We start from the raw sequence: 11,159 nt of genomic DNA on the forward strand, positions 1-11,159 counted from the left end.
GTCAGCGGTCCCTCCCGGTTCGTTTGGCGGTCCACGCCTGCAGGCCGTTGATGAGCAGCAGCAGGGTGAAGGACAGGATCAGCATCACGGTGGCGATCGCGGTGGCGCCGGTGTAGTCGTACTGCTCGAGCTTGGTGATGATCATCAGCGGGGTGATCTCCGACACCATGGGGATGTTGCCGGCGATGAAGATCACCGAGCCGTATTCACCCACCGCACGCGCGAAGGCGAGCGCGAAGCCGGTCAGGAGCGCCGGGAACACGATCGGCAGGATGACGTGGCGGAAGGCCTGCCAGCGCTGCGCGCCGAGGCTGGTGGCGGCTTCTTCGAGTTCGGTGTCGAGGTCTTCCAGGATGGGCTGCACCGTGCGCACCACGAAGGGCAGGCCGATGAAGACCAGCGCCACCAGCACGCCGAGCGGCTTGAACGCGACCTGGATGCCGAGCGGCTCGAGGAACTGGCCGATCCAGCCGTTCTTCGCGTACAGCGCGGTCAGCGCGATGCCGGCCACCGCGGTGGGTAGCGCGAAGGGCAGGTCGACCAGGGCGTCGATCAGCTTCTTGCCGGGGAAGGAGTAGCGCACCAGCGCCCATGCCAGCATCAGCCCGAACACGGCGTTGATCGCGGCGGCGAGCAGGGACATGCCGAAGGACAGCTTGTAGGAGGCCACCACCCGCGGTGCGGTGACGACGTTCCAGAACTCGGCGAAAGTCAGCTCGGCCGTCTTCAGGAACACCGCCGCGAGCGGGATCAGCACCAGCAGCGACAGGTAGGCGAGGGTGTAGCCGAGCGTGGGCCCGAAGCCGGGCAGTACGCGGAAGGTCTTGGCGGTGGACATCAGCCTTGCTCCACGATCGGCTCGAAGCGGTGGGCGTGGCGGGCCTCGCGACCGTCTCGGCGATTGGCCCGGCGCGTGGCGCTGGCGCGGCAGCGGACGGGTATCGGGCGGGCTTTGCGAGCCATGTCGGACTCCTTTCAAAGGGGATGAAAGCGAGTCTAGTCAGTTGCTGCAGGGCAAAAAAATAATAAAAACCGCGTTGCTTATTCGCTTTTCTGCTAATCGAACCCTCGTGCGATCCGGCTGGCCAGCGTCCTGCGGCGAATGGCGCGGCTTCGTGTGGTGCGGACTCCTCCCGCGCGACGGTCACTCGTCCGCGCCGCTGCTTGCATACAATGCGGGTCCCGCCTTGGGGCCGGTCCCGGCCCGAGCTGGCGAGACCTGATCAAGGAGCACGTAGTGACGGACTTCTTCGGCAATTTCCTGCTGGCGCTGCTGCTGGTCGGGCTGATTCGCTTTCTCTACGCCGTCTGCGCGCTGCTCGTGCGCACCCGCGATGGTGGAAACATCGCCTTCGCGATCGCCTTGCCCGTCGCGCTGCTCTACATCGCGGTGCGCAATCCCGTGCCGGTCGGCAGCTGGGCGGGGCTGGGGGCCGGCACGGTCCTCGGTGCGGTGCTGCTGCTGGCGTTCGCACGCTGGAGACGTCGATCCTGAGAGGGGGCGGCGCGGGCCTGGTCTGCGGACCAGGATAACTAAGCAGAATTTCTTCTTTCAGTTTCGGGGGCGGATCAGCGAGCATCCGCCTCGTTCAACCCCTGCGGAGAGAACCGACATGCCCATCGCAACTCGCGCACTCGCGGCCCTTGCGGCCGCTGCTGCGCTCGCTTTGCCCTTTTCGGTGCAGGCCGCGCCCGACGATCGCCCTGTGCGCGTATGGGCGGCCGCCTGCGCGGCCTGCCACGGCACCGACGGTCACGCCCAGGCCGGCATGACGAGCCTTGCAGGACGGAACGCCGACGAGCTCTACACGCTGCTCATCGAGTTCAAGCGCGATGTGCGCCCGGCGACCGTCATGCATCAGCATGCCAAGGGCTACACGGATGAAGAACTGCAACGGCTGGCGCAGTGGTTCGCCGCCCAGGCAAAGCGCTGAGGAGGCGGGCATGAGCACAATCGATCGTCGCGGTTTCATCCGGTCGGCCGGTGGCCTGGCCCTTGCGCTCGGTGCCGGCGTGGGCGTCGGCGCATGCGCGACCCCCGTCGGCCGCGCCGCGCCGGGGCGCGTCGTCGTCATCGGCGGCGGCTTCGGCGGCGCCACCGCCGCCAAGTATCTGAAGAAGTGGGAGCCCCGCCTCGAGGTGACCCTGGTCGAGCGCAACCAGAACTTCGTCTCCTGCCCGATCAGCAACCTGGTGCTGGCGGGTGTCAAGCGGATCGAGGACATCACCCTCGCCTACGATGGCCTGGCCCGGTACGGCGTGCGCCTGGTGCGCGACGAGGCGGTGGCCATCGACGTGGACAAGCGCGAAGTCCGTCTGGCCAAGGGCGATCCGCTGCCCTGGGACCGGCTCGTCGTCGCGCCCGGCATCGACTTTCTCTACGAGCAGATCCCGGGCCTGAACAACGCCGACGCCCGCCAGCAGGTGCTGCACGCGTGGAAGGCCGGTGCGCAGACCGTGGCGCTGCGCAAGCGCCTGGAAGAACTGCCGGATGGCGGGGTCTTCGCGATCTCGATCCCCAAGGCGCCCTACCGCTGCCCGCCCGGGCCTTACGAACGCGCCAGCGTCGTCGCCCACTACTTCAAGCAGCACAAGCCGCGCTCCAAGGTGCTGATCCTGGACGGCAACCCCGAGATCACCTCCAAGAAGGCGCTGTTCCTGCAGGCCTGGGAGGAGCGCTACAAGGGCATCATCGAATATCGCCCCGACAGCGTGCTGCAGGACTTCGACGTGCGCGCCAATGTCGGGAAGTTCGAGTTCGAGAGCGTCCGCGCCGAGCTCTTCAACGTCATCCCGCCGCAGCGCAGCGGCCTCATCGCCAGCCCCTTCGCCAATGTGGGCGGGCGCTGGGCGGGGGTCGATTTCCGCAGCTTCGAGTCGACCGCGGTGCCGGGCGTGCACCTGATCGGCGATGCCATCGCCACCGCGCCCGGGATGCCCAAGTCGGGCTTCATGGCCAACAACCACGCCAAGGTGGCGGCGGATGCGGTCATCGCCAGCCTCACCGGGCTGGAGCCGAACCCGACGCCGATCATCGCCAACACCTGCTACAGCTTCGTCTCCGACCGCGACGTCGTGCACGTGGCGTCGATCCACAAGTTCGACACGCAGGAGAACACGCTGCTGCCGGTCAAGGGCGCGGGCGGGCTGTCGGCAGTGGCCAACGATCTGGAAGGCAAGTACGCGCTGGCGTGGGCACGCAACATCTGGGCCGACGCCTTGACCTGACAGGTGGGCCCGATCGGGCCCGTGCATGAGGAGACCAGAAAATGGATCAAGATCCGGGCGGACCATCGCGCGCGCTGGCGGAGCGTACCCGAGTCTTTCTGGACCGCCTGCCACTGGCGCGGGATGGCGGGCGGCAACTCCGCCGTCTGCCGGAAGGTGGTGTGGTCGGCGACTGGTTCGGCTGCGAGTTGTCGAGTGTCTTCCAGCCTATCGTCATCCCCGGCACCGGGGCCATCACGGGCTACGAGGCCTATCTGCGCATCCTGGGCAGCGGCGAGCGGTCGCTTTCGCCGTGGACCCTGTTTTCGGCCAACGCCGACGACGACCGCCTGATTGCGCTCGATCGTCTGGCGCGTACCGCGCATGCGCTGAACTTCGTGACCTCGGTGGACCGCGACAGCCTGTTGTTCCTCAACGTGCACGGGCGCCTGCTCGCCGCCGTCAGCGGCGATCACGGTGCCGCGTTCCGCAAGGTGGTCGATGCCCTCGGCCTGGCGCCGGAGCGCATCGTCATCGAAACGCCGCTCGCTGCCAGCAGCCAGCCCGAGCTGCTCGCCTTCGTGCTGCGCAACTACCGCAACAATGGTTTCCAGGTGGCGATCAACGTCGATTCGCCGATGCAGTGGCAAGCGCTCTCCAGCCTGGTGCCGGCTCAGTTCGTCAAGATCGACAGCGCGCGACTGTTCATTGCCGACGACTGGCGGGCGCGCCTGGAATGGCTGGCAACGCTGCGCGAGCGTGCGGACATCGTCGTCACGCGGCTGGAGCGCAAACTGGACGGTGCCCTGCCCGAGGGCGTGCACCTCCAGGGCCATGCCTATGGCCTGCCGGCGCAGCGGGCGGCGATCATGCGCGCCGAACGCCATGTGCTGGACCGCTTCGCCTTCTGAGTCACCGAGAGTCGAGCAATGGCCGCATCGTGTCCGCAGGAAATCTTCATCATTGGTGGTGGCTTCAGCGGTACGCTCACCGCCGTCCATCTGCTGCGCGAGGCGAGGCCGGGGCAGTTGCGTGTCACGCTGATCGAACAGCATCGGCGTGCCGCGCGCGGGTTGGCGTACCGCATCTGGGACGACAGCATGCTGCTCAACGTGCCGGCGGGCAACATGAGCGCGCTCGCCGATGAGCCGGGGCATTTCCTCGCCTACTGTCGCGACATCGATCCCGCGTTCAATGAGGGATCGTTCGTGCCGCGGCGGCTTTTTGGCGACTATCTCGAGCACACGCTGCAGGTCGCCGAGCGGGGGAGCCGCACGCCCTTCACCCGCATTCGCGCCCAGGCCGTTGCGGTACGCCGAAAACAGGCCTCGCCACTTCTGCAGATCGAACTGGACGATGGCGTCACGCGGCAGGCCGATCAGGTGGTGCTTGCGCTCGGGCATCTGGGCGCGCAGCCCTTGCACTTCGCCGATGCCCTCGCCGGCTCGAGTCGCTATATCGGCAACCCATGGGATTATGCGGCGATGGACCAGATCCCCGCGGGCGGACCTGTTGTGGTCCTTGGCACCGGACACACCGCGATCGATGCCCTGTTTCGTCTCACCAGTCGGGACGATGAGCGCAAGGTGTTTCTGCTGTCGCGACGTGGTTTGCTGCCAAAGGGCCACCGTACGCTTCCGCAACCGCCGCCAACGACGACTTTCCCGGGCTATCTCGAAGACCTGCCGCCGACCACCTTTGCCTACTTGCGAGCCATACGGCGCCAGGTCCGCCTTCGGCAGCGCCAGGGCTGCAACTGGCGCGACGTCGTCAACGCCTTGCGCCCGCATACGCCGGAGATCTGGCGCCGCCTGCCGGAGATGGAGCGCCGGCGTTTTCTCTCGCGTGTAGGCCCGTGGTGGGACATCCATCGCCATCGCCTGGCACCCACCGCTTACCGGCGCCTGCGCGGAATGCTGGCGTCCGGTCAGGCCGCGGTCGTTGCGGGGCAGGTTCTGCAGATGCACGAGCACGGACCGGGCGTGCGGGTCATCGTCAGGCCGCGTGGCGGGAGCGAGGCGCGCGAGTGGGACGTCGCTGCGGTGGTGAACTGCACCGGGCCTGACTACGACATCGACCGTCTCACCGCTTCGCCCTTGGTCGCACAACTGCGCGACGAGGGCTGCGTGCGCGCGGATCCTCTGCACATCGGCATCGATGTGGACGCCGGCTACCATGTGGTCGGTGCAGACGGTCTCAAGGTCTCGGGCCTGCACTACGTCGGGCCCATGCTTCGCGCGCGCTACTGGGAGGCCATCGCGGTGCCCGAACTGCGGCGACACGCGCACAACCTGGCGCGTCACCTGCTGACGCCGGGGCAGGCATGAGCCACAAGTAGGCGGCTTCTTCCTGCCGGCGCAGGGCCCCTCAGAGCAGGGCCCCTCAGAGCAGGGCCTGAACGAGCCCGACGGTGGCGCATGCCGCAATCACCTTCATGACATCCTGCTTGTACTTCCACAGCGCGATGAAGGCCGCTGGCGAGATCAGCGCGTAGAGCCACTCGAAGCCGCCGCAGAACGGTGCGGCTTCGGTCGCGCGCGGGAAGATCACGTGCCAGCCGAAGAACGGCGCCAGGTTGAGGATCACCCCCACCACGGCGGCGGTGATGGTGTCAGCTCACGAAACGGAAAGAATCGTTCGTCAGGGCGCGCCATGTGCTTACGCACAAGCACTCTCAAGAGGAGGGTTTCTCGTACTTCCGAAACGCGCGCCAGAGTGCAAAGTCATAGGCGATCTTGAGCAGCCCGCAGGTCACCAGCGGCGCCGCCAGCCAGCCGGCGGCGAACAGGGCACCGCCGATGGCGGGGCTCGCTGCAGCGGCGAGGCTCCTGGGAACGGTGGTGAAGCTCGCCGCTGCGGCGCGCTCGGACGGCGTCACCACCGCCATGACGAAGGCCGAGCGCGTCGGCACGTCCATCTGCGACAGGGCGCTGCGCAGGAACAGCAGCGCGAGCGCCTCCGGCAGGCTATCGGCGAAGGCAGCGAGGATCAGGCAGACGCTCGACGGGATGTGGGTAAACACCATCGTGTTGATCAGGCCAATGCGGCGCGCCACCCAGGGGGCGGCGAGTTGGGAGCCGGCCGACAGCAGCCCGGCCCAGAAGAAGAACTGGCCGGCGGCGGCGAGCGAGAGGCCGAAACGCTCGAACAGCCAGAGCGCGAGCAAGGTATTGACGATCAAGCCTCCGGCGAAGGCATCGACCGAGAACAGCGCCGCCAGTTTGACCACGATGCCGCGCGAAGGCCCCAGCGGCGCGGGCGACGCATGCTCATGCACGGGGTGGTCCGGCACGGCGCGATACAGGACGAAGATCGCGACGCCGGTTAGCCCGTAGGCGACGAACATCAGGCGCAACGCGTCGATCGGGGCCAGGCCGGCATCCGTCAACACTTGCGGGATCACTGTCGCCAGCGAACCGGTCGCGGCACACAAGGCGCCGACGAAGGTGTAGCGCGCGAACAGGAACGTGCGCGCCTCGCCTTGCGCCGATTCGGCCAGCCGCGCATGCTCCAGCGGCAGGAAGACGCTGACGTCGCCGGAGCTCGGGTTCATCGTACCGACGAAGGCGACGATCAGCAGCGGCCAGAAGGCGCCGATACCGCCCAGGCCGGCCAGCAGCAGACCCGTGGCGGCCATCAGGCAAGCAGCGGCGAGGAGTAGCCGGCGCTGCGGGAAACGATGTCCCCACTGCCCGACGGCCAGGGTCGCCAGCGCCGATCCGAGCAGGGTGACGGTGCTGATCAGCCCGACCTCCCACGTGCCGAACCCGAGCGTGAGCAGATAAACCGGCAGCAGAATGGCCACAAAGCCGTCGGTGAAGGCCCGCAGGGCGCGGCCGATCAGCAGCAGGCGCGCCTCGGGCGCGGTTCCCGCGGGCAGCAGCATCATTTCAAACAGCGCAGGCGAGGGACCTTCTTCAGCACGTCGCCAGCCGGCACGTAGAGGAACTCGGGAGCCTCATCGATGAAGCGCGTGACCAGCCAGGGGCAGGCGATCCGGTCGATCTTGGGGCGTTCGCGGGTGACCCATTGCATGTTCCATCCTCCATTTCTGGAAATGCGGCGGAGTCGTCACGCCAGGTACGTGTAAACGAGGCCGATGGCGGCGCAGGCGCCGATCACTTTCATGATGTCCTGCTTATACTTCCACAGCGCGATGAAGGCCGCCACCGAGATCAGCGCGTAGAACCACTCGAAGCCGCCGGAGAACGGCGCGGCGTCGGTGGCATGGGGGAAGATCACGTGCCAGCCGAAAAAGAGGGCCAGGTTGAGAATCACGCCCACCACGGCGGCGGTGATGCCGGTGAGCGGCGCGGTGAACTTCAGGTTGCCGTGGGTGGATTCCACCAGGGGTGCGCCGGCCAGGATGAAGACGAAGCTGGGCAGAAAGGTGAAGAAGGTGGCCACCGAGGCGCCCACGAACCCTGCCAGCAGCAGGGCGTCGGGACCGAAGATCTCCTTGGTCCACGCGCCGACGAAGCCGACGAAGGACACCACCATGATGAGCGGCCCCGGCGTGGTTTCGCCCAAGGCCAGGCCGTCGATCATCTGCGTGGCGGTCAGCCACTGATAGTGTTCGACACCGCCCTGATAGACATAAGGCAATACCGCGTAGGCGCCACCGAAGGTGACGAGTGCCGCCTTGGTGAAGAACTCCCCCATGTCCTGCAACACCGGGTGGCCCAGCAAGGCCATGGCCACCGCCCAGATCGCCAGCGCCATCACCAAGAGGGTGATGAGATAGGACCAGCGAAAGCGCGTATGGGCGATGGGCGGGGTGTCGTCGTCGATGAGGGCCGGCCCGTAATTCTTGTCCGAGGCGCCGTGCCCGCCGCCGACCTTGAATTTGTCCGGGGCCACCTTGCCGCCGATGAAACCCAGAATGCCGGCCGCGACGACAATGTAGGGAAAGGGCACGCGGAAGACGAAGATCGCGATAAAGGACAGGGCCGCCAGCGCCCACAGGATGTTGTTCTTCAGCGCGCGCGAGCCGATGCGCCAGGCGGCGAACACCACGATGGCCACCACCGCCGGCTTGATGCCGTTGAACACCCCCTGCACGAAGGTGAGATCGCCGAAGGCCAGATAGACGTACGTGAGCGCCGCGAGGATGAAGAGAGAAGGCAGCACGAACAGGACGCCGGCGACGATACCGCCCCAGGTGCGGTGCAGCAGCCAGCCGATGTAGATGGCGAGTTGCTGCGCCTCGGGACCGGGCAGCAGCATGCAGTAGTTGAGGGCGTGCAGGAAGCGGTGCTCGGAGATCCAGCGCCGTCTCTCCACCAGCTCCTGATGCATGATGGCGATCTGCCCGGCGGGGCCGCCGAAGCTGATGAAGCCGAGCTTCAGCCAGTACAGGAAGGCCTCGCCGAAGGTGGGAAGGGCGGGGCGCTGTTGCGGCGGGGGTGCGGCGTTCATTTTGCGGAGCCCTCATTGATTGGCCGCGATGGTCGCTGAATCAGCGCGTCACGGGGGCGCCCCACCCCTCCCGGAGCGCTCAGCGCTTGTGCAGCCAGTGCTGGTAGAGCCAGCGCGCGGCGTAGTCGAGCGCGAAACCCAGTGCGCCGATGATCAGGATCGCCGCCATCAGATCCGGATAGGCGAGGCGGTCGCGGGCGTCGAGGATGAAGTAGCCCAGACCGGCCGACACGCCGAGCATCTCCGCCGGCACCAGGATGATCCAGATGATGCCGATCGCCAGCCGTACCCCGCTCAGGATGTGGGCAACGATGCCGGGGAGTACGACGCGGAAGATCGTCTCGGAGCGTGTTGCCGACAGGCTGCGCGCCAGCATCAGCCAGTTGCGGTCGAGCTGGGCGACGCCTGCCGCCGTGTTGAGCAGGATCGGCCATACGGCAGCGAAGGCAAGCAGGAAGTACACCGGCGCATCGCCCACCCCCAGCACCATCACCGCAATCGGCATCCACGACAGCGGCGAGATCATGCGCAGGAACTGGAACAGCGGCGTGGTCGTGTGCGCGAACGCCCGTGACACTCCGGTGAGGATGCCCAGTGGCACGCCGATGGCGAGCGCCACCGCGAGACCAACGGCAACCCGCTGCAGGCTGACGCCGATGTGATCCCACATCAGCGGATCAACGACCAGGCGGCCCAGGGCGCGCAGCGCTTCCACCGGGGCGAAGTTTGCGAGGATCGGCGTCTCGGTCGCCAGCAGCAGCGTGGTCGCTGCCCAAAAGGCGGCAGCCAGCCCGAGGCCGAGCACAGGCAGTATCAAGGGTGCAGACATGCGCTTCAGGCCACGATGGTTTCTTGCCGCAGCAGGTTGGCTGGCAGACCGAAGGCCTGCGGGCCGCCCACCGCGGCGATCGCCTCGCGCACGAAGCGCTCATCGACCAGATCGCGGGCAACGAAGGCGGGGTCCAGCTTGGCCAGGAAGCTGGCATCGCCCTCGACCTTGGTGGTGAGCAGACTGCGCACCAGTTCTTCCGTGTAGGACGGGAAGGGGTAGGGCTGGAAGTCGACACGGCGCTGGTGCCAGCCCTTGTTGCGGGCGACGCCGCTGTCCTCGTAGGCCGTGTAGTCGGTGGCGGACAACACCTTGGCCAGCACCTCGACCGAGTGCGGCGTGTAGCGGTTGTCACCGGAGGTGGCAAGCAGCTTGGCGGCGTCGAGCTGGTTGCTGCGCGTCCACAGTTGCGCCTTGACGATGGCGGTGGTGACGCGCTGCGCCCACTGCGGGCGCTCGGCGATGTCGCGCTCCGCAAGAAAGGTCACGCAGCAGGCGTGGTCCTTCCACACGTCGCCGGAGAAGCGCAGCACCTTGCCCACTCTGTTGATCTCCGCCGCGGCGTTGAACGGGTCGGCGACGATGAAGCCGGCGATGCCCTTGCCCGCCAGCGCCGACACCATCTCCGCCGGCGGCAGCACGACCAGGTTGACCTCGTTGGCCGCGATCGAACTGCCGCGCGGCCGGGTCACCGCGGTCAGGCCGTTCGCAACCAGCAGCTTCTGCAGCAGGATGTTGTGGATCGAGTACCAGAACGGGATCGCCACCGTCTTGCCGCCGAGGTCCGCCACCGTGTTGATGTCATGCGCGACGGTGAGCGCCGAGCCGTTCATGTGGTTCCAGGCCACCACCTTGGCCGGGAACCTGGTGCCATAGCGCACCCACAAGGTGGTCGGCGACAGCAGGTGGATGACGTTCACCTGGCCGGAGACGAAGGCCTCGACGATCTGTGCCCAGCTGCGGAACAGGCGCGGCGCCTCGGTGCGCAGGCCTTCGGCCTCGAACAGCTTGCGTGCATGGGCGACCAGCAGTGGCGTGGCATCGGTGATCGGCAGATAGCCGATCTTCACCGGCACATCGTCGCCCGTACTGGCTTGAGCCATGGCGTCGCCCGCGCGCAGCATGGGCACGGCCAGGCCGGCGCCGGTCAGGGCGGACAGGCGCAGGAAGTCGCGGCGGGTCATGCCGCAGCCGCAGTCGGACGACAGGCAGATGTGCGGGCGGGCGGCGGGGTTGCAATTCATGGTTTCTGGCCCCTGTTCAGGAATGGGTAGGTGTTGGCGCCGCTGCAGATGTGGAGGCAGCGCCCTCAGTCGTCGTGCGCAGGGCGGCCAGGATCTGCATCCGCAGCGTGGTGACCGCTTCGGCGTGGTCCTCACGCGGATGCGGGATGTCGACGGCCCACTCGCGGTGGATGTGGCCGGGCTTGCCGGCCATCAGCAGGATGCGGTCGGCCACCAGGATGGCTTCGTCGATGTCGTGGGTCACGAGCAGCACTGCCGCATGCCAGCGGTGCACGACGTCCACCAGCAGGCGCTGCATCTCGGCACGGGTGATCGCATCCAGCGCCGAGAAAGGCTCGTCGGCAAACAGCAGCTCCGGCTCGCGTGCCAGGGCGCGGGCCAGCGCGACGCGCTGGGCCTGCCCGCCCGACAGCTCGGCGGGCCACGCCTGCTCGCGTCCGGCCAGCCCCACGGCGGCCAGC

Annotated in this window: 12 protein-coding genes and 1 pseudogene; 5 read left to right on the forward strand and 8 right to left on the reverse strand. The window is 67.4% G+C overall.

The features are described 5' to 3' along the window. Nucleotide 1 precedes the first annotated feature (1 nt). A complete protein-coding gene (cysT, locus tag C665_RS07930; RefSeq protein WP_004304864.1) occupies nucleotides 2–838 on the reverse strand; it encodes a sulfate ABC transporter permease subunit CysT in 837 nt (278 codons plus the stop codon). 399 nt (nucleotides 839–1,237) lie between these two features. Here cysT and C665_RS07935 point away from each other — a divergent pair, with 399 nt between their 5' ends. From C665_RS07935 to C665_RS07955, 5 genes are all read left to right on the forward strand, one after another. Further along, nucleotides 1,238–1,495: a hypothetical protein gene (locus C665_RS07935; protein ID WP_004304866.1), complete on the forward strand. Its 258-nt coding sequence runs from the start codon at nucleotides 1,238–1,240 to the stop codon at nucleotides 1,493–1,495. A 118-nt stretch (nucleotides 1,496–1,613) separates the two neighbouring features. After that, the gene (locus C665_RS07940; RefSeq protein ID WP_004304869.1) at nucleotides 1,614–1,934 is read left to right on the forward strand and encodes a c-type cytochrome; all 321 of its coding nucleotides are present in this window, start codon (nucleotides 1,614–1,616) and stop codon (nucleotides 1,932–1,934) included. A gap of 10 nt (nucleotides 1,935–1,944) precedes the next feature. After that, nucleotides 1,945–3,228: an NAD(P)/FAD-dependent oxidoreductase gene (locus C665_RS07945; protein ID WP_004304871.1), complete on the forward strand. Its 1,284-nt coding sequence runs from the start codon at nucleotides 1,945–1,947 to the stop codon at nucleotides 3,226–3,228. Between the two features lie 41 nt (nucleotides 3,229–3,269). Next, nucleotides 3,270–4,118 (forward strand): EAL domain-containing protein, encoded by an 849-nt coding sequence (locus tag C665_RS07950; protein WP_040828792.1) that lies wholly within the window; start codon nucleotides 3,270–3,272, stop codon nucleotides 4,116–4,118. A gap of 18 nt (nucleotides 4,119–4,136) precedes the next feature. Continuing rightward, nucleotides 4,137–5,534 (forward strand): FAD/NAD(P)-binding protein, encoded by a 1,398-nt coding sequence (locus C665_RS07955; protein ID WP_004304875.1) that lies wholly within the window; start codon nucleotides 4,137–4,139, stop codon nucleotides 5,532–5,534. A gap of 55 nt (nucleotides 5,535–5,589) precedes the next feature. Here the strand turns inward: C665_RS07955 and C665_RS07960 are convergent. From C665_RS07960 to C665_RS07985, 7 genes and pseudogenes are all read right to left on the reverse strand, one after another. Next, nucleotides 5,590–5,814 (reverse strand): annotated as a pseudogene (locus C665_RS07960) (chromate efflux transporter); the annotation flags it as partial. Between the two features lie 67 nt (nucleotides 5,815–5,881). Further along, nucleotides 5,882–7,096: an MFS transporter gene (locus C665_RS07965; RefSeq protein WP_004304879.1), complete on the reverse strand. Its 1,215-nt coding sequence runs from the start codon at nucleotides 7,094–7,096 to the stop codon at nucleotides 5,882–5,884. Further along, nucleotides 7,093–7,242 (reverse strand): chromate resistance protein ChrB domain-containing protein, encoded by a 150-nt coding sequence (locus C665_RS20190; RefSeq protein WP_004304881.1) that lies wholly within the window; start codon nucleotides 7,240–7,242, stop codon nucleotides 7,093–7,095. The genes C665_RS07965 and C665_RS20190 overlap by 4 nt, the downstream gene beginning before the upstream one ends. Nucleotides 7,243–7,278: 36 nt before the next feature. Beyond that, a complete protein-coding gene (gene chrA / locus C665_RS07970) occupies nucleotides 7,279–8,625 on the reverse strand; it encodes a chromate efflux transporter (RefSeq protein ID WP_004304884.1) in 1,347 nt (448 codons plus the stop codon). 79 nt (nucleotides 8,626–8,704) lie between these two features. Continuing rightward, entirely contained in the window at nucleotides 8,705–9,454 is a 750-nt protein-coding gene (locus tag C665_RS07975; protein WP_040828796.1) for an ABC transporter permease, read from the reverse strand. A gap of 5 nt (nucleotides 9,455–9,459) precedes the next feature. Next, nucleotides 9,460–10,698 carry an ABC transporter substrate-binding protein gene (locus C665_RS07980; RefSeq protein WP_004304889.1) on the reverse strand — a complete coding sequence of 413 codons (1,239 nt, stop codon included), beginning with the start codon at nucleotides 10,696–10,698 and terminating at the stop codon, nucleotides 9,460–9,462. Between the two features lie 16 nt (nucleotides 10,699–10,714). Continuing rightward, on the reverse strand, nucleotides 10,715–11,159 hold a 445-nt coding region (locus tag C665_RS07985), incomplete at its 5' end, for an ATP-binding cassette domain-containing protein (protein WP_040828798.1).

This window comes from Thauera aminoaromatica S2 (assembly GCF_000310185.1).
GTDB lineage: Bacteria > Pseudomonadota > Gammaproteobacteria > Burkholderiales > Rhodocyclaceae > Thauera > Thauera aminoaromatica.

Coding starts and splice junctions, on each gene's coding strand:
- C665_RS07975 (WP_040828796.1), bottom strand. CDS start 9,454: ATGTCTGCACCCTTGATACTGCCTGTGCTCGGCCTCGGGCTGGCTGCC.
- chrA (WP_004304884.1), bottom strand. CDS start 8,625: ATGAACGCCGCACCCCCGCCGCAACAGCGCCCCGCCCTTCCCACCTTC.
- C665_RS07940 (WP_004304869.1), top strand. CDS start 1,614: ATGCCCATCGCAACTCGCGCACTCGCGGCCCTTGCGGCCGCTGCTGCG.
- C665_RS07965 (WP_004304879.1), bottom strand. CDS start 7,096: ATGATGCTGCTGCCCGCGGGAACCGCGCCCGAGGCGCGCCTGCTGCTG.
- C665_RS07955 (WP_004304875.1), top strand. CDS start 4,137: ATGGCCGCATCGTGTCCGCAGGAAATCTTCATCATTGGTGGTGGCTTC.
- C665_RS20190 (WP_004304881.1), bottom strand. CDS start 7,242: ATGCAATGGGTCACCCGCGAACGCCCCAAGATCGACCGGATCGCCTGC.
- C665_RS07950 (WP_040828792.1), top strand. CDS start 3,270: ATGGATCAAGATCCGGGCGGACCATCGCGCGCGCTGGCGGAGCGTACC.
- C665_RS07980 (WP_004304889.1), bottom strand. CDS start 10,698: ATGAATTGCAACCCCGCCGCCCGCCCGCACATCTGCCTGTCGTCCGAC.
- C665_RS07945 (WP_004304871.1), top strand. CDS start 1,945: ATGAGCACAATCGATCGTCGCGGTTTCATCCGGTCGGCCGGTGGCCTG.
- cysT (WP_004304864.1), bottom strand. CDS start 838: ATGTCCACCGCCAAGACCTTCCGCGTACTGCCCGGCTTCGGGCCCACG.